This is a genomic window from Haemophilus sp. CCUG 60358, from assembly GCF_001679485.1.
In the GTDB taxonomy this organism is placed as follows: Bacteria; Pseudomonadota; Gammaproteobacteria; order Enterobacterales; family Pasteurellaceae; genus Haemophilus_D.
In genome coordinates this window covers 192,494-216,580 of record NZ_LZOZ01000019.1, presented here as the reverse complement: position 1 = coordinate 216,580, position 24,087 = coordinate 192,494, and the positions used below count along the sequence as shown (strand labels likewise).

The following is a 24,087-nucleotide window of genomic DNA, read 5'->3' as shown; positions in this document are numbered from 1 at the left end:
AGGTTGAAGAACCTGTAATTTAAATTCTGTTGTGTAGTGTTTACCCATAAAAAAATCTGCACCTCAATTGTTGGTTGTTTAGTCCAACTTTTGGGGTGCAGATCAAAATTGACCGCACTTTTTTTGTATAAGAGATGATTAAAGTCCCGCTTTTAAGCTTGCTTCAATAAAGCGGTCAAGATCGCCATCTAGCACGGCTTGTGTATTACGATTTTCAACGCCTGTGCGGAGATCCTTAATACGTGCATCATCTAACACATAAGAACGAATTTGGCTGCCCCAACCAATATCAGATTTATTATCTTCCATCGCTTGTTTATCCGCATTTTTCTTTTGTAACTCAAGCTCATACAATTTCGCTTTTAACTGCTTCATGGCTTGATCTTTATTTTTGTGTTGAGAACGATCGTTTTGACATTGCACGACAATTCCACTTGGCATGTGAGTAATACGCACCGCACTTTCAGTTTTATTGACGTGCTGACCACCCGCACCGGATGCACGATAAACGTCAATACGTAAATCAGCCGGATTAATTTCAATATCAATATCGTCATCAATTTCAGGATAAACGAAAGCCGCTGCAAACGATGTATGACGACGGTTATTGGAGTCAAATGGACTTTTACGCACCAAACGATGGATACCGGTTTCAGTACGTAACCAACCGAAAGCATATTCGCCACTAACACGAATCGTCGCTGATTTTAAACCCGCAACATCGCCATCAGAGATTTCCATTAATTCAGTTTTAAAGCCTTTGCTTTCAGCCCAACGAAGGTACATGCGAAGTAACATTTCCGTCCAGTCTTGCGCTTCTGTTCCACCAGAACCTGCTTGTAAATCGACATAACAATCGCATGCATCATGTTCACCGCTAAACATGCGTCGGAATTCGAGTTTTGCAAGTTGTTGTTCAAGCTCATCTAATTCAGCAACGGCCTCATTGAAGGTCTCTTCATCTTCCGCTTCAATAGCTAACTCAAGCAGTCCTTCAACATCTTCTAAACCTTGTTCTAAATTCTTGATGGTATCAACCACTTGTTCAAGTGAAACACGTTCTTTCCCAAGAGCTTGGGCTTTTTCGGGCTCGTTCCACACATCAGGTTGTTCTAATTCGGCATTAACTTCTTCTAAACGCTCGACTTTTGCGTCGAAGTCAAAGATACCCCCGAAGCACAGAAGTGCGCTCGGAAAGATCAGCGATTTTGTTTTTGATTGGATTGATTTCAAACATAATAAATAAACCTCTATAAGCGGCAGAAGTATAAGTCATTTTCAGTTTTTTGGGTAGTTTGGCTTGCACAAATTATCGATCCATTTATAATTCTAATCTTTGTTGTTTAGATATATTTAGGAATAAAAATGAAAAAATTACTCACCGCACTTTTAATCACTGCTTCTGCCACTGCAATGGCGAGTGATGCTGAGATTAAATCGAAGTTACAGGCATTAGGTGCGAAAAATATTGAGGTGAAAGATTCACCGGTAAAAGGCCTTAAAACAGCTGTGACTGATCAAGGTATTTTATATGTGAGCGAAAATGGTCAATATGTTTTGCAAGGCAAAATGTATGAATTAACAAATAAAGGTCCAGTTGATGTAGCGGGTAAACTTTTAGCGGATAAAGTGAATGCATTAAAAAGCGAAATGATCGTTTATCCTGCAAAAAATGAAAAATATGTTGTGACCGTATTCATGGATATTACTTGCCATTATTGCCACATCCTTCACCAACAAGTGAAAGAATATAATGATTTAGGTATTACCGTTCGTTATCTTGCATTCCCACGTGCTGGAATGAATGAAACCGCTCGCCAAATGGAAGCAATTTGGACATCGAAAGATCCGGTATTTGCATTGAACGAAGCAGAAAAAGGTAACTTACCGAAAGAATTGAAAACACCTAATATTGTGAAAAGACACTATGATTTAGGTGTACAACTCGGCGTACAAGGTACACCAAGTATTGTGACTTCAACAGGTGAATTGATTGGGGGATATTTAAAACCCAAAGATTTATTAGCTGCCTTGAAGGAATCAGCACAATAATTTTTAGTAGTGAGGGCGTATTGTATACGCCCTTTAAATATTCATATCATCAAAGCACATATTAAATGTTCCTTTAGGTGATAATTTTAAATAACAAAACACCGTGAAAAAACTTATCAAACGTCGTGAAATTCCTACCGGAAATCCTGTTTCAGATAATGCATTACTCGATCGTCTCTATCGTTCTCGCCATATTAAAAATAGCCAAGAATTAGACCGCACTTTGCAATCAATGCTGAATCCCAATCAATTACATGGTATTCAACAAGCCGTAGATTTATTGCTCGAAGCTTATCAACAGCAACAAAAGATTGTCATCGTTGGTGATTTTGATGCTGATGGGGCGACCAGTACGGCGCTTTCAGTGTTAGCTTTACGTATGCTTGGCTTTACTGATGTGGAATATCTGGTGCCAAATCGTTTTGAGCAAGGCTATGGTTTGAGTGTGCCTGTTGCTGAAATGGCAATGGAAAAAGGCGTGCAGTTATTGATGACGGTGGATAACGGGGTATCGTCTTTTGAGGGTGTGGCGTATTTAAAAGATCAAGGCGTAAAGGTGTTAATTACCGATCATCACTTACCACCAGAAATACTGCCGAATGCTGATGCCATTGTTAATCCAAATTTGCAACAATGTGATTTCCCTTCAAAATGTTTAGCCGGCGTAGGCGTAGCATTCTATTTAATGCTCGCTTTGCGTGCTAAATTTCGCGAGTTAGGTATTTTTACGGCAGAAACACAACCTAATTTTACTGAGTTACTGGATTTAGTTGCGCTCGGCACAATTGCAGACGTTGTTCCCCTTGATCAAAATAACCGTATTTTAGCCCATCAAGGGTTGATGCGAATCCGTGCGAAACGTTGTCGACCAGGAATTATTGCTCTCGCTGAAGTGGCTAATCGAGAAGTTGAAAAACTTTGCTCGGCGGACTTGGGCTTTGCGATTGCTCCACGTTTAAATGCAGCGGGTCGATTAGATAATATGTCTGTCGGTGTGGAGTTATTACTTGCAGAAAGTATGCAAGAGGCCAGAGCCCAAGCCTTAGATTTGGACAGTTTAAATCAGGCTCGAAAAGAAATTGAGCAAGGCATGAAGTTGGAAGCCTTAGAAATTTGCCGAAATCTCACCGCACTTTCTGATGAATTACCGATGGGGATCGCCTTATTCCAGCCAGATTGGCATCAAGGTGTATTAGGTATTGTGGCCTCTCGTATTAAAGATCAATACCATCGACCCGTTATTGCTTTTGCACAAGATCAAGAAGGTATTTTAAAAGGTTCTGCTCGTTCAATTGAAGGCTTGCATATGCGCGATGTATTAGAGCGTATTCATTCCCAACATCCGGATATGATTTTAAAATTTGGCGGTCATGCCATGGCAGCAGGATTAAGCATTAAAGAAAGCTTTTTCCCTGAGTTTCAAAAGATTTTTAATCAAACGGTGCAAGATTGGTTAAATGAAGATCAATTACAAGGTGTGATTTGGACGGATGGCGAACTTCAAGCAAATGAATTTAGTATTGAAACGGCAGAAGTGATAAAATCTGGCGGACCTTGGGGACAAGCCTTTCCTGAGCCTGTTTTTGATGGTGAATTTAAAATTTTTGAGCAACGTGCTATCGGGCAAAATCAAAATCATTTAAAAATGCTCGTAGAGCCTAAAAATGGCGGTCCATTATTAGATGCCATTGCGTTTAATATCGATACTCGGTATTATCCCGATTTGTCGATTAAGCAGGCAAAATTTGCTTATAAGTTAGAAATTAATGAGTTTCGTGGAAATCGAAACCTCCAATTATTAGTCGATTATATTGAACCAATTGGTTAATTTATGAAAAAAGTTTGGCAGAATAAATTATTAAAAGGATCCTTTGCAATGATATTGCTGAGTGTGACAAATGTCGCATTCGGTGAAGTCAATGCAAAGGATTTTTCTGCCAAAAATTCACCGCACTTACCGCCAGCGAATGTGGCACAGTTTGAAGATGGTCGAGATTATTTTTCATACCAAGAACCCATTGAACAAGCTAAAAGAAACGATCGTAAAATCCCTATCCAATTTTTCTTTGATTATGACTGCCGAGTTTGTTCTTCAGCTCAAGATATTTTGCAACTTTATAGCCAAATTCGTCCTAATAAAGTGGCATTAGAAGAGCATCCAGTTGCTACAAACGAAGCTAAATTTTCAGCGACAATATTCTATACATTACAGCGTTTAAAAGTGGGCGAGCTGTCAGATGTGCTGTTATTTGAAACCTCTGAAAAGGCGCGCTATACCGAATTGTCCACATTAGATAAGATGCGTGAATGGGTTGTCTCACAAGGGATTAGTAAAGCTGAATTTAATAAAGTCGTCCATTCCAAAGAAGTGAAAGAGGATGTGAGTAACGCCATTTATTTGACAGATGAATATGGTGTCTTTACTTTCCCTTATGTGGTTGTGGGCGGAAAATATGTTCTCACCGCGAGTACGCTGTATAACGATGATTATGGCGTAGCAGTATTAGATTTCTTAGTGAATAAACTCGAACAAGAAAGGAAAAAATAATGAAAATCGGGATTGTTGGTGCAATGGCACAAGAAGTGGAAATTTTATCCCAATTAATGACAGATAAAAAAGAAACAAAAGTTGCAAGTGCGGTCATTTTTGAAGGTAAAATTAATGGTAAAGAAGTCGCATTATTGCAATCTGGGATTGGTAAAGTCGCCGCGGCTATTGGCACTACCGCTTTATTACAATTGGCTAAACCGGATGTGGTTTTAAATACCGGCTCAGCAGGTGGTGTGTCAAAAGGCTTAAAGGTAGGAGATATCGTTATTTCCGATGAAACCCGCTATCACGATGCTGATGTGACGGCATTTGGCTATGAAAAAGGTCAATTACCCGCCAATCCAGCAGCTTTCCTTTCTGATCAACAATTAGCCGATTTAGCCGATGAAATTGCACAGTCACAAGGACAAAATGTAAAACGTGGTTTAATTTGCTCGGGAGATAGCTTTATTAATAGCGAAGAAAAAATTGCTCAAATTAAAGCGGATTTCCCCAATGTGACAGCAGTAGAAATGGAAGCAACAGCAATTGCACAAGTTTGTCATGCCTTTAACGTACCATTTGTGGTTGTTCGAGCTATTTCTGATGCAGGCGATGGCGAAGCGAGTATGTCATTTGAAGAATTTCTCCCACTTGCAGCAAAGCAGTCTTCGGCGTTAGTATTGGCAATGATAGATAGATTATAGTGCTTTATAATCTGTAAATAAGATGATTAATTTTTAAATAAAAAACGATAAACATTGTTTAAAAAGGCATAGTTAATTAACTATGCCTTTTATATAAAACCATTAGAATTTATAGTTTAAGCTGAGAATATAAGTTCTTCCTCGTGCAAAATTGTAAAGCACAGATTTATCTTTTATTCCGTTTTCGCAAGTATCATTTTTGCTACAAATAGAATCATTTAAGCTTGAATAATATCGTTGAGATGCCGCGTCATTGCCTGAGTCTAAAGGATCAACATAACGTTTATCTAACAGGTTCTGTACTTCGGCTTTGATAATCAAATCTTTGATAGGTTCGTAACTTATATGCAAATCTAAAATAATCGGTTGTTTATTAATTTCCTCTGTTTTCTTAATTGCATAATAAGTTCTTTCATGACTAGTATTTAATTCAAATTCAGAACCGTTAATATAGTCTTCTTGAATGGTTGCCCGTTTACTTTTCCCATAGTAACGAGCAGCGATACCAACAGTTAATTTTTGATCAAACCAGCGAGAGCCAAGTTCTAATCTTCCATAATCTTTAGGTAACATTGAGATACGGGATAGACCATAGCCTTGTTTTAGAATGTCATCTTTTGATGCGTTGTTAGGACGTGGACTTGCATCTGCATAATTGGTTGGTTGATTTGTTCGTTGATATGCATAAGACAGATTTGCAAAGAAACGTCCCATGTCATAGTTAATTTCTAACTCGACGCCGCTCTTTTTCACAATAGGCTTATAATTTTGATGAGCAATGGTAAATCTAAATCCATTATTAGCTGCCCAGTCAGGAACAACCCCATCTCTCCACCATACACCATATACATTATGAATATAATTTTTGATAAAACTACGATATCCCACTAGTTTCAAACCTAGAACATCTTCTTCTGTAAAAACAGCTTTTTTATAGGTATTAAACCCAAGTTGATAAGTTTCAGCTTGCTCAGGTTTTAATGCCGTATTTACGCCAACATCAGATACTTGAGAGAAGAACATTTCTTGAATATTTGGCATTCTATGTGTGCGCGAATAGGTGAAAAACGGCATAAAATAATCATTGATATCTGCACTAAGTGTTGCTGAGTGATTTATCGCTGTTTTATGTCCTGATTTATGCAAAATCGGTTCATTAATTTGTGTTGGTGTATTTTCATAACCTACATACTCACCGTTAAATGCATAATGCGTAAAATTGACACTATAGTCTAAATGGTAAATTCCTTTAGAAAGTGCGGTATCAAAATAAACAGTTTTAAATTGTTGTTTACCAGAAGGTTGTAAGATCACTGAACGTTGTGGTAATCCGCTTTTGCTTCCTTGGAAGCGACCTAAATAACTATAGTTTCCTTGGGAGTGTGATTCATTGTTATAAAACAAACTTAATTCTTCTGGAAAACGGTTTTTACTATACTCATTAATAAAGTAGTTAAAGCCCAATGTGGTTTTTAAATCGATTTCTTTTGGCAATAAAAAAGTATAGCTATTGTTAATATCAATAATATTTGCCACATTCTTTGTAATTAATTTATCTTCTACTTGCCAACCAGAAAAGAATGCACCTTTAGGATAAATGGTTTTACCTAAGTTATGTGCTACCATTAGATTTAGATCAAGATAGCGATTATTATTAAAGTTATAATTTAATTGATAATTACGATTTTCGATTTTTCGAGAACCAATTTTATTATCAAGGGTACGTATTTGGGCACCTAAGGTATGGCGATCGTCGCCATATTCAAATTTTAATAAATGGCTACGAGAACGAGATTGCAAACTGCCTGGTTCAATAGGAGCGACGCTATATTGATCTTTATTGCGTTCAAATGAGTTATTTGTTGAATCTACATCATTTTGTAATTCGGGGATATCTTTAGGTGGCACACCATTTTCTAATTCTCTTAGAATTTTTTTTCTAGTTTCATTTTTATAAGTATTTAGTTGATAGCTAGATGTGTTGTAACGTGGCTCGTTAGGCGTATCTTCTTCACTAACATAATCATAATTTTCTTCTTTTCTTTCAATCCGAGTAATACAACCTGGTGTTCTTGTTTCGGTCGCTCCAGTTAGCTCATCGGTTTTTGTAATTGGGTCTGTATTTCCATTAAATGTTGGATTGGGTGCGTTGCAAGACCAATGATTTTTGTTTAGATCAGGAGTCCACTGTCCAGCTGAATTTAAAACATAACCGGCATTGTGGAAATAGGCTTCTTTTTCTTTAGCAAGAATATCTTGTCCAAGCGAAGACAGGCGTTCACCCCCTCCGATACGATAATCTTGAGATACCTCACGTTGACTGTAACCATATACCACACCAACATAACCACCATTATCAAGCCATTTTCTGCCTGCAGCCATCGTCATAAAATTCGATTTAGTTGCATTGCTCCCCGTCATTCCTTTTACGATGAGCCCAAAAGGTTTGTCATCAGTGATAACATCATTAACGCCTAATGTTCTAAAATTGGCACTACCAGATAAAGTATTTACGCCATTGGAACCTGAAAAGTTACTTTTATTGACATCGACACCTGCAATGAAGTTAGGATCAAGCGATGCACCAAATTGAGAATTACCACCTGATTGACCTGAGTCCATGGCAGTAGAGTAAAAAGTTTGAGTGACGCCATCGACCATTGTATTGACACGACCTAACCCATTTTCTCCACGAATATTCACAGAAACTACGCCAGAGCCTTTATCTTGTTGAGTAAAGGCTCCCGGAATGCTACGAATCACTTGATCGATAGTTTGTGTATCTTTAAATATATGTTCTCTTGTGCTTTTAGCTTTTGCTTCTGTAAATGGTTTCTTATCATTAGTTACGTTTTTTTCGACCACATTTATTTGCTCGAGTATTTCTTCTGTTTGAGCTTCAGCAATATTAATGTTCATTGCATTTATTATGCAAAATGTAACTAAGTTTAATCTCATTTGTTTTTTCATTAATTACCCCCCCTGTATTTATGAGAAAGATTCGTATTATCCTCTTCTAAGGAGTGAAATTCAAGGGATGAGATCATGAAATTAATATAATATCTAAAGAATCATTTTCATGTTATATATTGTGAAATTCTCAATTTCTTTTATTCATTGGCTGGAAAGTATTGCAACGATTATTGATGCTTGTCTTTTATTGGTAGAGTTTGTCTTTACCTTATAAGGAGGGGCTAAGATCTGATGTTGTATGTTTTCTTTAAATTTTGTATGAATTATTAATATTAATTTAGAATTATAATAGCCAATTATTTTTTAGCATTTAGCAAAAGAATCTTTAGAGAAATAAGGTATTTATGTCTATAATGTATTGGTTTTGAAAGTAAAAGGATGAAGATTATGGGGATAATTATCACCGTTGATGGCCCAAGTGGGGCAGGGAAAGGAACACTTTGTTACGCCTTGGCAGAAAAGTTAGGTTTTACCTTATTAGATAGTGGTGCCATTTATCGCGTGACGGCATTGGCTGCGCTGAAACGTCATGCAGACTTAACCGATGAAGAAGGATTAGCGGAGTTAGCCCGTCATTTAGATATTCAGTTCATTCCGAAGAATGGAGAAGTCAATGTGCTTCTTGGTGGGATGGATGTAAGCCATTTAATCCGTACGCAAGAAGTGGCGGAAGCTGCATCAAAAGTGGCGGTTTTCCCAAAAGTGCGGTCAGCTTTACTGCAACTTCAGCAGGATTTTGGTAAAAATGATGGCTTGATTGCGGATGGGCGAGATATGGGAACGGTGGTTTTCCCAAATGCACAAGTTAAACTGTTTTTAGACGCGAGTGCGGAAGAACGTGCAAAAAGACGCTATAAACAGTTGCAAAATAAGGGAATTAATGGTAACTTTGCACAGATTTTAGCCGAGATACAAGAACGCGATTTTCGCGATAGAAATCGTGAGGTTGCGCCATTGAAACCGGCTGATGATGCTTTATTGTTAGATAGTACAACATTGAGTATTGATGAAGTCATTGCTCAAGCGTTAGCTTATATTCAACAAAAAGCGTCAATTTCGATTTAACTGTTTATTCAAGGAAGAATAGACATTTATCCTCAACCCCGCATTTTATGGATCTTAATGTGGATGTTATTAACTTAAATTAAGAAGATTATTTATATGTCAGAATCTTTTGCTCAACTCTTTGAAGAATCATTAAAAGGCCTTGAAACCCGTCAAGGTTCAATCGTTAGCGGTACTGTTGTTGCTATTCAAAAAGGCTTTGTACTTGTTGATGCAGGCTTAAAATCTGAATCTGCAATTCCTGTTGCTGAATTCCAAAACGCTCAAGGTGAACTTGAAGTTAAAGTTGGCGACACAGTAAACGTAGCTTTAGATGCAGTTGAAGATGGTTACGGCGAAACTAAACTTTCTCGTGAGAAAGCAGTTCGTCACGAATCTTGGATTGAATTAGAAAAAGCTTACGAAGAAAAAGCGACCGTTATCGGTTTAATCAACGGTAAAGTGAAAGGCGGTTTCACAGTTGAGTTAAACGGTGTTCGTGCATTCTTACCAGGTTCATTAGTTGATACACGTCCAGCACGTGAAGCGGATCACCTGCTTGGTAAAGAATTAGAATTCAAAGTAATCAAATTAGATCAAAAACGTAACAACGTTGTTGTTTCTCGTCGTGCAGTGATCGAATCTGAAAACAGCCAAGAACGTGAACAAATCCTTGAGAACCTAGCTGAAGGTTCAGAAGTTAAAGGTATCGTTAAAAACTTAACTGACTACGGTGCATTCGTAGATTTAGGTGGCGTTGACGGTTTATTACACATCACTGATATGGCTTGGAAACGTGTTAAACACCCAAGCGAAATCGTGAATGTAGGCGACGAAGTAACTGTTAAAGTATTAAAATTTGACAAAGATCGTACTCGCGTATCTTTAGGCTTAAAACAATTAGGTCAAGACCCGTGGGTTGCTATCGCTGAAAACCACCCAGTAAACAGCAAATTAACTGGTAAAGTAACTAACTTAACAGACTACGGCTGTTTCGTTGAAATCTTAGATGGCGTTGAAGGTTTAGTTCACGTTTCTGAAATGGATTGGACTAACAAAAACATCCACCCATCTAAAGTTGTAAGCCTTGGCGATACAGTTGAAGTAATGGTGTTAGAAGTTGACGAAGAACGTCGTCGTATTTCTTTAGGTTTAAAACAATGCAAACCTAACCCATGGACTCAATTCGCTGAAACTCACAACAAAGGCGACAAAGTTACTGGTAAAATTAAATCAATCACTGATTTCGGTATCTTTATCGGTCTTGAAGGTGGTATCGACGGTTTAGTTCACTTATCTGACATTTCTTGGAATGTTGCAGGTGAAGAAGCAGTTCGTAACTACAAAAAAGGTGACGAAGTTTCTGCAGTAGTATTAGCAGTAGATGCAGTGAAAGAACGTATTTCTTTAGGTATCAAACAACTTGAAGATGATCCATTCAACAACTTCGTAGCTATCAACAAAAAAGGTGCAGTAATTTCTGCAACTGTTGTTGAAGCTGACGCTAAAGGTGCTAAAGTTGAATTAGCAGGTGGCGTTGAAGGTTATATCCGTGCAGCAGACTTAACAAACGAAGTTGCAGCAGGCGATGTAGTTGAAGCGAAATACACTGGTGTTGATCGTAAAGCACGTATCGTTCACTTATCTGTAAAAGCGAAAGATCAAGCTGAAGAAGCAGTTGCAGTTGCAAACGCGAATAACAAACAAGAAGATGTTGCTATTCCAAACGCAATGGCTGAAGCTTTCAAAGCAGCTAAAGGTGAATAATTAATTCACATGAATAAGGCTGGGTCATGGACTCAGCCTTATTATTACCGGCTATAATTTACAAGGATTTAGCGGTAATTTATTATGAACTAATGCATTACCTGTAAGTCTTAATAACAAGTTTAAGTATAAATTTAAAGGAGAGTTGACGATGACTAAATCTGAACTAATTGAAAATCTATCAACAAAGCACCCAACTTTATCCGCAAAAGAAGTAGAAGGTATTGTAAAGGATATTCTTGAACTCATTGTACAATCTTTAGAAGAGGGGAATCGTATTGAAGTGCGTGGTTTTGGTAGCTTCTCTTTACACCATCGTCAACCGCGAGTGGGCCGTAATCCTAAAACCGGTGATTCTGTAAAATTAGATGCTAAATCTGTACCGCACTTTAAAGCAGGTAAAGAATTAAAAGATCGCGTAAATGTTTTTGCTTAAACATTCAATCGATATCAATAAAACGACACTTAGGTGTCGTTTTTTATTACAAATTTTGGCATAATGAAACTATTCTTAACAAGGAGATTGTGATGATTAAATATATTCTCGGACTCATTATTGTGCTAGCTATCGTAATCGTTGCGGTAACTATAGGGGCGAATAATGATCAAGTAATCACCTTTAACTACATTGTTGCTGAAAGCCAATTCCAACTTTCAACGCTAGTTGCGATTTTATTTGGTTTTGGATTAATTTTAGGTTGGTTAATTACTGGATTCTTCTACTTAAAATTAAAATTCAAAAATATGTCGTTAGCGCGTCAAGTTAAACGTCAAACATTACAAATTAACGAATTAACGACTACTCGCGATAAGGCAGTATAATGCTTGAATTACTCTTTCTGCTTCTGCCAATAGCCGCCGCTTATGGTTGGTATATGGGGCATCGGAGTGCCAAGAAAGATCAGGAAGATATTAGTAATAAACTCTCCCGTGATTATGTCACGGGGGTCAATTTTTTGCTTTCTAATCAAACGGATAAAGCCGTTGATTTGTTTCTTGATATGTTGCAAAAACAAGAAACAGAAAATGAAATTGAAAGCAACTCACAATTTGAAGCAGAGTTAACGCTCGGTAATCTTTTCCGTTCTCGAGGTGAAGTGGATCGTGCTTTGCGGATCCATCAAGCACTCGATCGTAGTCCCAATTATTCTTTCGAACAAAAATTATTAGCTAAACAGCAACTTGCCAAAGATTTCATGACAGTCGGTTTTTATGACCGCGCTGAAGCCCTTTATATTATTATGGTAGATGAGCCAGAGTTTGCAGAAAATGCACTTCAACAGCTTTTGGTGATTTATCAAAAAACAAAAGAATGGAAAAAAGCCGTTAATATCGCAGAGAAGCTTGCTAAGATCTCACCTAAAGAAAATAATGTGGAATTAGCGCAATGTTATTGTGAATATGCCTTAAGCGGTGAACTTGAAAGTGCGGTCGAAAAACGCAGTATTTTACAAAAAGCGCTGAATGTATCTCCAACCAGTGTGAGAGCATCAATGCTGCTTGCTGATTTAGAAATGGCTAATAAAAACTATCGTCAAGCCATTCATTTTTTAGAGAATATTCTTAATCAAAATCCAATTTATATTGGTGAAGTGCTGAAAACGCTCAAATATTGTTATGATGAATTAGGAGAGAGAGATAACTTTGAGTTATTCTTGATTCGAGCTAGCCAGCAGGTTAACAATACTAAAGTCGATTTAATGTTAGCAAGCGTGATTGAAGAGAAAGATGGTAAGAGTGCTGCACAATCAAAACTTTATCAACAACTTACCAAACATCCAAGTACATCTATTTTCCACCGCTTTATTCAATTCCAAATTGATGATGCAGAGGAAGGGCGAGGTAAAGAAAGCTTAATTTTGCTACATAAAATGGTCGGTGAGAGAATTAAGCAAGGCTTTGGTTATCGTTGCTCAAATTGTGGTTATCAAACCCATAAATTAATGTGGAATTGTCCTTCTTGTAAACAGTGGGAATCCATCAAACCAGAACATAATTAATTGACACAGTGAGGTAAAATTATGAATAGCAAAGTAATCGTTGCATTAGATTACGAAACGGAAGCGCAAGCGCTATCCCTCGTGGATCAAATTGATCCAAGCTTATGCCGTTTAAAAGTGGGTAAAGAAATGTTTACCACACTGGGAACAAATTTCGTTAAGCAATTACACGAGCGTCAATTTGATGTTTTCCTCGATCTTAAATTTCATGATATTCCGAATACTGTGGCAAGAGCGGTGCGTTCTGCGGCTGATTTAGGGGTATGGATGGTTGATGTCCATGCTAGCGGTGGTCTGAAAATGATGGAAGAGGCGAAGAAAATTCTCGAGCCTTATGGAAAAGATGCACCGTTATTAATTGCAGTAACCGTATTGACCAGTATGGAGGATTTGGATTTATTACAAATCGGTATTAACTCTTCACCACTTGAGCATGTTTTACGTCTTGCACATTTAACCCAGCGAGCGGGATTAGATGGCGTCGTTTGTTCACCACAAGAAGTGGAGATTTTACGTAATGCTTGTGGTCCTGATTTTAAATTAGTCACACCGGGGATTCGCCCAATTGGAAGTGATTTTGGTGATCAACGTCGCGTTATGACTCCTGCTGCGGCTATTCGTTCTGGTTCTGATTATTTGGTGATTGGTCGTCCAATTACGCAAGCTGAAAATCCAGCAGAAGTGCTTCGCTCAATTAATTCATCTCTTTTGTAATATGACAGAGAGTACTTTAGTTTATTCTACCGAAGTTGGTCGAATTAAAGAGCAAAAGCAGCCAATACAACGCCCTAAAGGTGATGGAGTGGTTCGCATCCAAAAACAAACGAGTGGTCGAAAAGGCGCAGGCGTTTCAGTGATTACAGGGCTAGATTTAGCTGATGATGAATTGAAAAAGTTAGCGGCTGAACTTAAAAAGCGGTGTGGTTGTGGTGGCTCAGTCAAGGACGGCAATATTGAGATTCAAGGCGAAAAACGTGATTTACTAAAACAACTTTTAGAACAAAAAGGGTTTAAAGTAAAGTTAGCCGGTGGTTAAGATAAAATAAAAAATCCATCTTCAATTGAAGATGGATTTTTTTATGATTAACTTTCCATGAAGTCTGGTTGGTAAGCAAAGAAAATTGCACCCAAGAAACTTAATACAGCAAATGCCAGAAATACATTATTTGGATTTGTAGCTTTGCGACTAAAATATTTAGCCGAGAAGAAGATATAAAGCATAAGCATGATAATTTTCATAATAAGCCAGCTTTGTAACTGATAACCGACCAAGAAGAAAATCGTTAAGCCACTCGCAATTAAAAGTGTGTCAACTAAGTGCGGTAAAATTTTTAGCAGTTTAATTGCTCGCCAATCTTTCCCACTTAATTGCATTCCCCCACGGATAATTAATAATCCTAAACTTAAAAATGCACAAACAATGTGCAAATAAACTAACATAATCACTCCAGATGTAAAAGGAAAGTGCGGTCAAAAGTGACCGCACTTTAATTTCTTATTTTGCAATACGCTTATATTTAATACGATGTGGTTGTGTTGCGGCTTCACCTAAGGTTTTCTTTTTCCACTCTTCGTAGTCTGAGAAGTTACCTTCGTAGAACGTCACTTTACCTTCATCACCGTAATCTAAAATATGAGTTGCAATACGGTCTAAGAACCAACGGTCATGGGAAATCACCATTGCACAACCAGGGAATTCTAAAATCGCATTTTCTAACGCACGTAAAGTTTCAACGTCTAAGTCATTGGTCGGTTCGTCCAATAACAGTACGTTACCACCACGTTGTAGAAGTTTAGCTAAGTGTAAACGACCACGTTCACCACCCGATAATTCGCCCACACGTTTTTGTTGATCTACGCCTTTGAAGTTGAAGCGTCCAACATACGCACGGCTTGGAATTTCAAAGTTACCAATAGTGAGAATATCTTGTCCGTTAGACACTTCTTCCCATACAGTTTTCTTATCATCCATTGAGTCACGGAACTGATCGACAGAGGCAAGTACCACAGTTTCACCCATCGTAATTGAGCCGCTATCCGGTTGTTCTTGACCTGAAAGCATACGGAATAGGGTAGATTTACCCGCACCATTCGCTCCGATAATACCCACGATAGCCCCTTTTGGAATGCTGAATGATAAATCATCAATTAAAGTGCGATCACCGTAAGATTTAGTGAGATGTTCTACCTCAATCACTTTATCACCTAAACGTGGACCAGGTGGAATAAAGAGTTCGTTTGTCTCGTTACGTTTTTGATATTCGCCAGAGTTTAATTCATCAAAGCGCGCCATACGTGCTTTGCTTTTCGCTTGGCGACCTTTAGGATTTTGACGAACCCATTCTAACTCTTTCGCAATTGATTTTTGACGCGCATTTTCAGTTGCTTGTTCTTGTTCTAAACGTTTCTCTTTTTGCTCTAACCAAGAAGAGTAGTTGCCTTCCCAAGGAATACCTTCACCACGGTCAAGCTCTAAGATCCAACCCGCAACGTTATCTAAGAAGTAACGGTCGTGGGTAATTGCTACAACAGTACCTTCGTAGTCATGTAAGAAGCGTTCTAACCATGCCACAGATTCCGCATCTAAGTGGTTGGTTGGCTCGTCTAATAAGAGCATGTCTGGTTTTTCGAGTAATAAACGACAAAGTGCGATACGACGACGTTCCCCCCCTGATAAATGCTCAATTTTGGCATCCCAATCTGGTAAACGTAATGCATCTGCGGCACGTTCTAACTGGTTATCTAAATTATGACCATCATGCGCTTGAATAATTGCTTCAAGATTTGCTTGCTCTGCGGCTAGTTTATCGAAATCTGCATCAGGATCCGCATAAAGCGCATAAACTTCATCTAAACGAGTCAGTGCATTTTTTACTTCAGAAACCGCTTCTTCTACCGCTTCACGTACAGTTTGTTGCGGATCAAGTTTTGGTTCTTGTGGAAGATAACCAATTTTGATACCCGGTTGTGGGCGAGCTTCACCTTCGAACTCTTTATCGACGCCCGCCATAATGCGTAAGAGGGTTGATTTACCTGCACCATTTAAGCCTAGAACCCCGATTTTTGCACCAGGGAAGAAGCTTAAAGAAATATCTTTCAAAATATGACGCTTCGGTGGCACCACTTTGCCGACACGGTGCATCGTATATACAAATTGCGTTGACATAATTTTCTCGATGTTATGAATAAAAGTGCGGTTATTTTACTTGATGTTTAGGGAATAAGCTATTTGAAAGGCAAAAAAAACCACCCATATAGGGTGGTAGGAAAGTAGTTTAGCTATATTTATGATTATTTTATTTAGGAACTTTATGAATATCAAGCAATCACTTGACGAGGCAAATAGTACATAAATTTCAGTTATAATGGAAATGCGAATGAATAATTTGTTGATACAAATCAAGAAAATCACAGGATTTTTTACGTTTAGATCGATTTTTATTCGATTTTGATTAGGAACTGCTTGTGATAAAATCTGTCTATTCAATTATTTAGCCCACTTTATTCTTATTTATGTTTAAAAAATTACTCCTAGGATTATCGCTGATTTCTCCTTTTTCGGTTCTTGCTCATCCTCACGCCTTTATTGATATGCAAACCAAACCGTTAGTGAAAGATAATCAATTAATTGGTTTTTCGACTCAATGGTTACTGGATGAAGCCAGCTCTTCAGCCGTATTGTATGACATGATGCAGACGAAAGGGGATAAGGCTGCTCAACAGAAATTAGTTGATGAGGTAATGGCAAACGTTGTGAATGAACATTACTTTAGTTATGTCTTTGATAAAGAAAATCACAAAATTAAATATAAAAAACAGCCTGAAAATTATGGCATGCGTGTTAAAGGAAATGAGGTGGAGTATTATTTTGATTTTCTTTTAGCTCAGCCACAGACTTTGCAAAATAATGAATTTACGCTAATGACTTATGACAGCACCTATTATGTGGCAATGCGTTATGTAGAAACAGGTAAAAGAGCGGTTGATTTTTCAGCACTTCCTGCAAACTGCAAAGGGGAAGTGCTCGAACCTAATGTGGATGAAAAAATTAAATCCTATGCTTCATCATTGGATAAATCGCAAAAAAATGAAGATGATTCTCTTGGTGTATTGTTTGCGCAGAAAGTAAAAATTAAATGTGAATAAAAAAATGAAGTTAAAATTGACCGCACTCTTTATCGGCTTATTAGCGATTATTTTCGCCTTGCTACCTTGGCTTTTTGTGCAAGTAGCCGATTGGCAAAAAGCCTTTAATCAGCTGATTTCTGAAAATCTACACCAAATTCAAGCACATTCATCTACAGCTGGATTGTGGTTGATTTTTGCCGCCTTTTCTTATGGTGTATTACATGCATTAGGCCCTGGACATGGGAAATTTATTATCGCTGGTTATCTTTCTACTCACGAAAGCCAGCTTAAAACCAGCGTACGCTTAAGTTTGCTTTCCTCTCTCATGCAAGGTTTTGTCGCAGTTGCAGCAACCTCCATTGTGGTGGTGATACTTAATCTTTCCTCAAAATATTTTAAACTTAGTCAGTTGTGGCTGGAACGTAGCGCACTCATTTTATTATTGTTATTGGGACTTTATTGGATTGCTCAAGGTTTAAAACGCTTGAAGAAAAAACAATCTTTTCGTATCACATCTATTCAATCATTACCGAAACAGATTGGAGCAGCTTCGCCATTTCGATATGAGCAAGGAAAAGCAAGCCAAGCGCAATGTAGTTGTGGACATCAACATCTACCCAATGATCAACAGCTTAAGCAATCGGGTGATTTAAAATCTCAACTCTTAGTGATTTTAACCATTGGTATGCGACCGTGTAGTGGCGCCATTTTTGTGCTTTTTCTCGCTTATATGCTGGATCTTTATTGGTGGGGAATTTTAGCTACTTTTGCCATGTCTTTGGGGACAGGATTAATGCTTTCGCTTTTTGCAGCGTTAGTACGCTATGCGAGAAATGTCGCGACTCGCTTAGGCCATTGGTATGGTTTAGCGGGTTCTAATCAAAAAGGCGAAGCCATGATCAAATGTATTGCGGGTGCAATGATGATCTTTTTTGCACTAAGCTTGTTATATGGCACGATGGGGGCTGTAACAGGTGGTGCAGCCTTATTCGGTGGATAAAGAAAAGGGCAGCGTTTGCTGCCCATTTATTTGAAAATAGATTATTCAACCCAAGTGACGATTTCTTCAATTGGTCGACGAGATTTTTTGGTAATGTCTCTCGCGCGATAACCAAATGTTGCGGCCACGGATACCCCCCATTCACTTGGATCAAAAAGACCTTCAGCGGCTAAAACTTCATTCATTTTATCGTAGTTAAAGCCTTCAATAGGGCAAGAATCTACACCGATAGCGGCAGCACCAGTTAGCATATTCGCTAATGCAATGTAGGTTTGTTTGCTTGTCCAGTCAAATAATGCACGCTCGCTTTCTGCGGTTTTCATTTCAACTTCTTGTAAGCCTTTATATTTTTCCAAGGCTTTTTCTAATTGCTCGCCTTGTAAACCTCTACGCACCGCAACATCACGGAAGAAAGGCGTGTCATATCGAGCATTTTTCTTCGCAAGAATGATCACTAAATGACTGCAATCATCTAATTGATATTGCATGCCCCAGCTAAAAGGTTTGAGCTTATCGCGTAATGCTTTATTTTGAATAACTAAGAACTTCCATGGCTCAGAACCGACTGAGCTTGGTGATAAACGAGCAAATTCTAAAATTGCCGCGAAATCTTCTTGGCTAATTTTTTTATTCGGATCGTAATAACGTGTTGAACAGCGATTTTCGAATACCTGAAGCATCTGTTCGCGTGTAATTTGACTCATGTTTTCTTCCTCTTAACATTATCTAATTTGTGATCTTTTGACCGTACTTTAGCGCTCTTTCCAATATCCAATCCACTCTTTGAGTAATTGCATATTTTTCGTAATTGCGCCACCTTGCGGAATAAAATGCATCATATTGAGTCCGTAACTATCGGGCGTAATGCCTTCACCTACACTTGCAGGTAACACATCAAAGCCTTGTCGTTGGAATAATAATTTTGCACGTTGCATATGCCATTCATTGGTAACTAAAATAATTTTATGAATACCTTCTTTTTCTAATATTTGTTTGGTGAAAAGGGCATTTTCTTTGGTGGTAAGTGCTTTAGGTTCAATCCATTTAGTTGGCACATTAAAGAAGTTTTGGAGCTCTTCTGCGGCGATTTTTGCCTCAATAGCGCCTGTTGGACTTGCCCCTGTAATTAATAATGGCAAGTGGGTTTCTTTTTGTAAGAAAGCAGCATAACGTAAGCGTTCAAGTTGAATAGCGGTTGAAGCTAATGGTGCGTAAAGTTCTTTGCTATCACGCAAGCCACCGCCAAGTAAAACGATCGCTTGAGCTTGTTGATAATCTTGCAGTGTTAAATGATCTTCAGTAATGAGACTGTCTTTAAGTACTTGTGCAGTGTAAGGAATGCTTAAAAGATAGAGTAGAGAGAAACCAAGTGCGGTCGAAATTCGGCTTAATTTTTTGAAATTGAATTTAGCTAGAATAAGAGACAGCCCCCACAGAATTAAAATATTAAATGGGGGAAGAATCATGGCGGTAATGAGTTTTTTCAATTCAAACATTATTTATCCAATTCAACGAAATTTAGCTCTTTTGTCCATAATTTCGCATAGCTACTATTTTTGCCATAAGAGTTATCGCAAACACGATTTGGAATTTCTAACAAGCAAGAGAAAATATGACCATGCAAGCGAGTAGTGGTCACTTTGTCGTTCGCTAAGAATACTTGCGCAACACGTTTTACAATGCGTTGAGTATAGGCATACCAGAATTGATGGCAAAGATCTTTCAGCCAACCTAAGCCAAATTTTTTCGCCATTTTACTGATTCGCCAGCTTAATGCTAAAACCACATCATCTTCGGTTGAAAGAATGTCTTCCCAGTCTTTTACATTACTGTTAGCGGGCAGTTGCGCTAAGATATTTTTTTCTACATCACTTGCTTCAATGTCTTTACGCAAGAAATAAAGTTGTTCGCCAGTTGTGCCTTGCTTGATTTCCATCGTGCCATAAAGCTGATGCGCCATATCGGGTGATAAATAAACATGATCAGAAAATTGTGCAAATAAATTCGCTGTTCTTTCGTCGCGAGCCAGTAGATGGCAATCACCGTGGTTACGGAAAAGTGCGGCTGATTTTTGTAGATTTTCTTCGTGCTTAAAATAAGCGGTTTGTGGCAACACAATAATGCGATTATTCGGAAAATGCGTCACCATTTCTTCACGGATTTTTTGATGCTGCGGATAAAGATCACCAAAGTTGCCACCACCATGTAAAAGGATGGTAGTGTTCGGTGTAATTTTTGCTTTGACTTCTTCAAGATCTAAATCATATTCGCAACGTTTTAAGGTCACGTTAATGTGGTGATCTTTAAAAAATTGCTCGGTTCCGTGATAAATCAGCAAATCGCCCACGTTCAAATGAAGCGGGTAGTCAAAATAAAATACGTCGTTTTTATCTTTGATCAGTTCAACAATAGGATTCAGTTTATTTTTTAAATCAATAAGGAGTTGATTCATTTTTTTACTCTTTTCTTTAAATAGCTAAACAAGAAATTTTTTTCTGCTGTGTTTAATCCGAAGATTAAAATGACACAGATTAATACCATTTCTAAGATGATGGATTGTCCAATAAATTCCAATAAAGAATAGCTACGGGTAGTATCTGATATATAGATGATACCTAATAGCAGGCCAAACACCACGCCGACATTCACTAAATATGAGACAAATTCTTTTTGGTTAAATTTAATTTTTTTATTAATAAAATATAATCGATAGATTTGTGAGATGACCATCGTACTAAATTTACCCACAAAGGCAAATACTGGATTATAACCTAGTGTGAACAAATAGTAAGCCAATGGTACCGTGCAAAGATCAATTAACGCCACGATGATATTGTATTGTTTTACGGTGGATGTGCCAATGGCTAATGCACTCATCCAAAATGCACCTGCCATTGCACTGATCAATAAGCAAGCAATAATAGCTTGTACAAGTTGTTCAGTATATTGCGGAAGATGATCGCCTAGCCAAAATGTCAGTAAGGTATGGGTGAAATACAATACAGGCGCAGAGAGAATCGCCATTAAATAAAGTGAATATTTTGAAATACCAAGAATTAATTGGCGATTGCGATCATAATCTTTTGCTGCATAAGACTGGACTAACTGTGGATTAGCCGCCATTTGGAAATTATTCACAAAGCTATAAACAGCACCTTCTACCTGAGTCGCAATAGCGACAGCGGCATTGACTGCTACGCCAAAGAATAAGTTAGATACCATATTCAAGCCTTGTGTTGAACCCACATAAGCGACTTGCCCCATAAGCATCCAACCGGAAAAACTCACCATTTCTTTGGTTTTACTTAAATCTTTATATAAACGGAAACGTGCGGCCTCTTTGAAATAATATTTAGTGAATAACACATAAAGGGAGAGCACGATTAAACTGACTGAAAGCAATAAGCAGCCATAAGTAATCAACTTATCGTAATGCGTAATGTGGCTTAAGATAAAGACAGAAGTTAGCTTTAAAATGGTTTCACCTAATCCCAACCAAGCATAGAATCCCATTTTCTCGTGCGCAACAATCATGGCATTGAATGGCACTTTAATGATTTCAACAAGGGCAATAATTAATGCTAATTGGTAAACGATATTTGCCGCTTGCAAGCGTTCAGCGGGGATAACTAATTTGTGATTTAAAAACCATAAACCGACGGTTTCAGCTAACACGAATACGATAAAAATAATGAGTAGGTGATTTAAGATACTAATATTAAAGACTTTATTGACACGTTGAATGTCATTCGAGGCTTTTTCTACGTTAATAAAACGCTGAGTGGTGGCGGTCATTGTGCCATTAAAAAAGGAAAATAAAACCACTACCCCCATCACAATGTTATAGATACCAAAATCTTCTACTCCCAAAACCTGTAATACCACACGAGAGATATACAGCATCGCTCCCATATTGAAGAGCATTCGGATGTAAAGAAACAGCGTATTTTTAGCAATGGTTTTATTTGACATTGTGAAAATGAAATTAGAAAAATTGGGGGAATTATAGGGGGGATTGGGGTGTGTAGCAAGCATTGTGCAAGTTCTAAGCAATTATACGGACGTAGTAAAAAGAAAAGGCTAAATATAATTTAGCCTTTTGTTATTTAGACGATGCAGACTGCCAAATCCAATTGTTTGTTATGGAATTGATGTAATGTACCACGATGGCCGACACTTAGAATGATCATATTTGGTAAGCGCTCTTTAATTGTTTTATAAAGCAGATACTCTGTTGGCTCATCAAGTGCTGATGTGGTTTCATCTAAAAAGACCACTTCTGGCTTCGTCAGTAAAATCCGAATAAATGCCACACGCTGTAATTCACCTGGTGACAAAATTGCTTGCCAATCGTTATCTATATCAAGACTATGGAGGTATTTATCCAAACAACAATCTGCGAGTGTTTTTTCCAATTCAGGATGATAAGGATCAATATCAGGATAGCAAATTGCTTCACGTAGTGTGCCTTGTGGCATATAAGGACGTTGCGGTAAGAATAAACTGGTCACACAAGGATGTTCTACCAGACCCACTGTCTCAAAAGGATAAATTCCGGCCATCGCTTTTAATAGAGATGTTTTCCCTGTGCCAGATGGACCTTGAATTAATAAAGCATCACCATTTTTTAGTTCAATATTTAAGTTATTAAGCAACAATCTGTCTTGCTCATCTTTAATACCAAAATTTGATAACGCAACACGGTTAGAACATTTCATGGGTTGATGAATTTCTAAATGATCTAATTCATCCAACTTCGTCATAAAACCATAAAGACGATTTAAGCGTGCTTGATAGAGCGTAAACTCTTCATAGAACAAACGGAAGAAGGAAAGTGCGGTCATTAATCGGTTAAATGCTTGCACAGTTTGGTGCATATCGCCCAGTTTGATTTGTCCAGTGAAAAAACGAGGCGCTTGAAGCATTAAAGGTAAGAGTTTCGCCACTCGTGTGACGCTTCCATTAAAGCCGTCTAATCCCAACATTCTCAACACAATTGCCCAACGGTTATGAATAATTTCGGCAAATTTGTTTTTCAGTAAATGCTGTTCTTGTTGTTCACCTTGATAGAATGCAATACTTTCCGCATTATCTCGCACTCGAATTAAAGAATAACGGTAGTCACCATTGAGTTTTTCTTTATTAAAGTTCAGCTTAATTAAGGGATGCCCAATCCAAACGGACATTAATGTTGCAAGGATAATAAAAGTATAAATAAAGAAAACAACACCTTTTTCGATATTTAATCCGAAAAGACTTAACACGCCAGAGAGAGACCAAAGAATGATAGTGAATTCAATGGTAGTCAAAATAGAATTAATCATACCGCGTACAATTTTTACAGTACTACTGATAAATTCACGTGCATCTTGTTCAATACGTTGATCAATATTATCGGGCAGATCTTTTTCGTATTTGAGGCGATAGTATTTTTTATTTTCTAACCATCGTTTAACAAGGACTTTATTCAAGCTTTCCAACCAACGGATTTCAAATACTTGTTGCAAGAAATAATCGGCGATGGAGTGGATAACTTGTACCAATACTAAGAGGGCATTCAGTTTTGCAAAGAACCAAAACTTATCCGCATCTAATTCCTGCATTGAGCTATAAAGCCCATTGTAGAAAAAAGAGTTGAGTACGCTGAAGCGTACTTCTAACAAAATCATCGTAAACAACACCAGTAGCATAACGATGATTTTGATGCCGTTACGGCGATTAATCGAAGGGGATGCAATATGCCAAAACTTCTGACCGAATGTGGTTTGCTTGAGTGCGAGTGTCGTCACGCTAAAGCACACAATTACCCAGAAAAGTGCAGTCAAAATCCAGCTTAAACTTGAGTTAAGTTCAGTTTGCCAATTCATTGATTATCCATAAAGTAAA

The 24,087-nt window shown here is 37.9% G+C and carries 22 protein-coding genes; 13 read left to right on the top strand and 9 right to left on the bottom strand.

Features of this window, described 5'->3' with window-relative positions; all coding sequences use genetic code 11:
- Positions 1-138: 138 nt before the first annotated feature.
- Positions 139-1,237 (bottom strand): peptide chain release factor 2 gene (prfB, locus tag A9500_RS10595; protein WP_143421598.1). Its coding sequence is split into 2 segments (ribosomal slippage): positions 139-1,161 and positions 1,163-1,237, totalling 1,098 coding nucleotides; the frame shifts between segments, so codons are not numbered across the junction.
- Between the two features lie 128 nt (positions 1,238-1,365).
- On the opposite strand from prfB, the gene dsbC reads away from it, so the two are divergent.
- The 4 genes from dsbC (at position 1,366) to A9500_RS10085 (ending at position 5,289) form a co-directional block, all read left to right on the top strand.
- Positions 1,366-2,052 carry a bifunctional protein-disulfide isomerase/oxidoreductase DsbC gene (gene dsbC, locus A9500_RS10100; protein WP_065244839.1) on the top strand — a complete coding sequence of 229 codons (687 nt, stop codon included), beginning with the start codon at positions 1,366-1,368 and terminating at the stop codon, positions 2,050-2,052.
- Between the two features lie 103 nt (positions 2,053-2,155).
- The gene (gene recJ, locus A9500_RS10095) at positions 2,156-3,880 is read left to right on the top strand and encodes a single-stranded-DNA-specific exonuclease RecJ (protein ID WP_065244838.1); all 1,725 of its coding nucleotides are present in this window, start codon (positions 2,156-2,158) and stop codon (positions 3,878-3,880) included.
- A 48-nt stretch (positions 3,881-3,928) separates the two neighbouring features.
- Entirely contained in the window at positions 3,929-4,600 is a 672-nt protein-coding gene (locus A9500_RS10090; RefSeq protein ID WP_257005720.1) for a thiol:disulfide interchange protein DsbA/DsbL, read from the top strand.
- Complete coding sequence (locus A9500_RS10085; RefSeq protein WP_065244836.1) at positions 4,600-5,289, top strand: 5'-methylthioadenosine/adenosylhomocysteine nucleosidase; 690 nt, start codon at positions 4,600-4,602, stop codon at positions 5,287-5,289. The genes A9500_RS10090 and A9500_RS10085 overlap by 1 nt, the downstream gene beginning before the upstream one ends.
- A 102-nt stretch (positions 5,290-5,391) precedes the next feature.
- Here the strand turns inward: A9500_RS10085 and A9500_RS10080 are convergent, their stop codons facing one another.
- Positions 5,392-8,259 (bottom strand): TonB-dependent receptor domain-containing protein, encoded by a 2,868-nt coding sequence (locus A9500_RS10080; RefSeq protein ID WP_065244835.1) that lies wholly within the window; start codon positions 8,257-8,259, stop codon positions 5,392-5,394.
- A gap of 390 nt (positions 8,260-8,649) precedes the next feature.
- Between A9500_RS10080 and cmk the strand changes: the two genes are divergently transcribed.
- The 7 genes from cmk (at position 8,650) to yciH (ending at position 14,109) form a co-directional block, all read left to right on the top strand.
- A complete protein-coding gene (cmk, locus tag A9500_RS10075; protein ID WP_065244834.1) occupies positions 8,650-9,327 on the top strand; it encodes a (d)CMP kinase in 678 nt (225 codons plus the stop codon).
- Between the two features lie 96 nt (positions 9,328-9,423).
- Positions 9,424-11,073: a 30S ribosomal protein S1 gene (gene rpsA / locus A9500_RS10070; protein WP_065244833.1), complete on the top strand. Its 1,650-nt coding sequence runs from the start codon at positions 9,424-9,426 to the stop codon at positions 11,071-11,073.
- 151 nt (positions 11,074-11,224) lie between these two features.
- Complete coding sequence (locus A9500_RS10065) at positions 11,225-11,509, top strand: integration host factor subunit beta (protein ID WP_065244832.1); 285 nt, start codon at positions 11,225-11,227, stop codon at positions 11,507-11,509.
- A 92-nt stretch (positions 11,510-11,601) separates the two neighbouring features.
- Positions 11,602-11,895: a LapA family protein gene (locus A9500_RS10060; protein WP_049369025.1), complete on the top strand. Its 294-nt coding sequence runs from the start codon at positions 11,602-11,604 to the stop codon at positions 11,893-11,895.
- Positions 11,895-13,073 carry a lipopolysaccharide assembly protein LapB gene (lapB, locus tag A9500_RS10055; protein ID WP_065244831.1) on the top strand — a complete coding sequence of 393 codons (1,179 nt, stop codon included), beginning with the start codon at positions 11,895-11,897 and terminating at the stop codon, positions 13,071-13,073. Before A9500_RS10060 ends, lapB begins: the two co-directional genes overlap by 1 nt.
- A 21-nt stretch (positions 13,074-13,094) precedes the next feature.
- On the top strand, positions 13,095-13,787 hold the full coding sequence (gene pyrF / locus A9500_RS10050; protein ID WP_065244830.1) for an orotidine-5'-phosphate decarboxylase: 693 nt from the start codon (positions 13,095-13,097) through the stop codon (positions 13,785-13,787).
- Between the two features lies 1 nt (position 13,788).
- Positions 13,789-14,109, top strand: a complete 321-nt coding sequence (gene yciH / locus A9500_RS10045; protein WP_065244829.1) for a stress response translation initiation inhibitor YciH — start codon at positions 13,789-13,791, stop codon at positions 14,107-14,109.
- 47 nt (positions 14,110-14,156) lie between these two features.
- Here the strand turns inward: yciH and A9500_RS10040 are convergent, their stop codons facing one another.
- Positions 14,157-14,513, bottom strand: a complete 357-nt coding sequence (locus A9500_RS10040) for a SirB2 family protein (RefSeq protein WP_065244828.1) — start codon at positions 14,511-14,513, stop codon at positions 14,157-14,159.
- A gap of 55 nt (positions 14,514-14,568) precedes the next feature.
- Positions 14,569-16,239, bottom strand: coding sequence for an energy-dependent translational throttle protein EttA (ettA, locus tag A9500_RS10035; RefSeq protein WP_065244827.1), 1,671 nt, complete (start codon positions 16,237-16,239; stop codon positions 14,569-14,571).
- 347 nt (positions 16,240-16,586) lie between these two features.
- Here ettA and zevA point away from each other — a divergent pair, with 347 nt between their 5' ends.
- Both zevA and zevB read left to right on the top strand, forming a co-directional pair.
- On the top strand, positions 16,587-17,219 hold the full coding sequence (zevA, locus tag A9500_RS10030) for a zinc transporter binding subunit ZevA (RefSeq protein WP_065244826.1): 633 nt from the start codon (positions 16,587-16,589) through the stop codon (positions 17,217-17,219).
- Positions 17,220-17,223: 4 nt separating this feature from the next.
- Entirely contained in the window at positions 17,224-18,201 is a 978-nt protein-coding gene (zevB, locus tag A9500_RS10025; RefSeq protein ID WP_065244825.1) for a zinc transporter permease subunit ZevB, read from the top strand.
- A 41-nt stretch (positions 18,202-18,242) separates the two neighbouring features.
- On the opposite strand, the gene A9500_RS10020 is transcribed toward zevB, so the two are convergent.
- From A9500_RS10020 to A9500_RS10000, 5 genes are all read right to left on the bottom strand, one after another.
- Positions 18,243-18,905: an NAD(P)H-dependent oxidoreductase gene (locus A9500_RS10020; RefSeq protein ID WP_054419333.1), complete on the bottom strand. Its 663-nt coding sequence runs from the start codon at positions 18,903-18,905 to the stop codon at positions 18,243-18,245.
- Positions 18,906-18,953: 48 nt separating this feature from the next.
- Positions 18,954-19,697, bottom strand: a complete 744-nt coding sequence (locus A9500_RS10015; protein WP_065244824.1) for a YdcF family protein — start codon at positions 19,695-19,697, stop codon at positions 18,954-18,956.
- A complete protein-coding gene (locus A9500_RS10010; RefSeq protein WP_065244823.1) occupies positions 19,697-20,653 on the bottom strand; it encodes a polysaccharide pyruvyl transferase family protein in 957 nt (318 codons plus the stop codon). Before A9500_RS10010 ends, A9500_RS10015 begins: the two co-directional genes overlap by 1 nt.
- Complete coding sequence (locus A9500_RS10005) at positions 20,650-22,173, bottom strand: lipopolysaccharide biosynthesis protein (RefSeq protein WP_065244822.1); 1,524 nt, start codon at positions 22,171-22,173, stop codon at positions 20,650-20,652. Before A9500_RS10005 ends, A9500_RS10010 begins: the two co-directional genes overlap by 4 nt.
- A gap of 134 nt (positions 22,174-22,307) precedes the next feature.
- On the bottom strand, positions 22,308-24,068 hold the full coding sequence (locus tag A9500_RS10000; protein ID WP_065244821.1) for an ABC transporter ATP-binding protein/permease: 1,761 nt from the start codon (positions 24,066-24,068) through the stop codon (positions 22,308-22,310).
- Positions 24,069-24,087 lie beyond the last annotated feature (19 nt).

Excerpts from the sequence above, each read along its gene's own strand:
- lapB (WP_065244831.1), top strand. The coding sequence starts at position 11,895 with ATGCTTGAATTACTCTTTCTGCTTCTGCCAATAGCCGCCGCTTATGGT.
- zevB (WP_065244825.1), top strand. The coding sequence starts at position 17,224 with ATGAAGTTAAAATTGACCGCACTCTTTATCGGCTTATTAGCGATTATT.
- dsbC (WP_065244839.1), top strand. The coding sequence starts at position 1,366 with ATGAAAAAATTACTCACCGCACTTTTAATCACTGCTTCTGCCACTGCA.
- pyrF (WP_065244830.1), top strand. The coding sequence starts at position 13,095 with ATGAATAGCAAAGTAATCGTTGCATTAGATTACGAAACGGAAGCGCAA.
- A9500_RS10010 (WP_065244823.1), bottom strand. The coding sequence starts at position 20,653 with ATGAATCAACTCCTTATTGATTTAAAAAATAAACTGAATCCTATTGTT.
- A9500_RS10090 (WP_257005720.1), top strand. The coding sequence starts at position 3,929 with ATGATATTGCTGAGTGTGACAAATGTCGCATTCGGTGAAGTCAATGCA.
- rpsA (WP_065244833.1), top strand. The coding sequence starts at position 9,424 with ATGTCAGAATCTTTTGCTCAACTCTTTGAAGAATCATTAAAAGGCCTT.
- cmk (WP_065244834.1), top strand. The coding sequence starts at position 8,650 with ATGGGGATAATTATCACCGTTGATGGCCCAAGTGGGGCAGGGAAAGGA.
- yciH (WP_065244829.1), top strand. The coding sequence starts at position 13,789 with ATGACAGAGAGTACTTTAGTTTATTCTACCGAAGTTGGTCGAATTAAA.
- A9500_RS10040 (WP_065244828.1), bottom strand. The coding sequence starts at position 14,513 with ATGTTAGTTTATTTGCACATTGTTTGTGCATTTTTAAGTTTAGGATTA.
- A9500_RS10065 (WP_065244832.1), top strand. The coding sequence starts at position 11,225 with ATGACTAAATCTGAACTAATTGAAAATCTATCAACAAAGCACCCAACT.
- A9500_RS10020 (WP_054419333.1), bottom strand. The coding sequence starts at position 18,905 with ATGAGTCAAATTACACGCGAACAGATGCTTCAGGTATTCGAAAATCGC.
- A9500_RS10015 (WP_065244824.1), bottom strand. The coding sequence starts at position 19,697 with ATGTTTGAATTGAAAAAACTCATTACCGCCATGATTCTTCCCCCATTT.
- A9500_RS10060 (WP_049369025.1), top strand. The coding sequence starts at position 11,602 with ATGATTAAATATATTCTCGGACTCATTATTGTGCTAGCTATCGTAATC.
- ettA (WP_065244827.1), bottom strand. The coding sequence starts at position 16,239 with ATGTCAACGCAATTTGTATATACGATGCACCGTGTCGGCAAAGTGGTG.
- zevA (WP_065244826.1), top strand. The coding sequence starts at position 16,587 with ATGTTTAAAAAATTACTCCTAGGATTATCGCTGATTTCTCCTTTTTCG.
- A9500_RS10005 (WP_065244822.1), bottom strand. The coding sequence starts at position 22,173 with ATGTCAAATAAAACCATTGCTAAAAATACGCTGTTTCTTTACATCCGA.
- A9500_RS10080 (WP_065244835.1), bottom strand. The coding sequence starts at position 8,259 with ATGAAAAAACAAATGAGATTAAACTTAGTTACATTTTGCATAATAAAT.
- A9500_RS10000 (WP_065244821.1), bottom strand. The coding sequence starts at position 24,068 with ATGAATTGGCAAACTGAACTTAACTCAAGTTTAAGCTGGATTTTGACT.
- A9500_RS10085 (WP_065244836.1), top strand. The coding sequence starts at position 4,600 with ATGAAAATCGGGATTGTTGGTGCAATGGCACAAGAAGTGGAAATTTTA.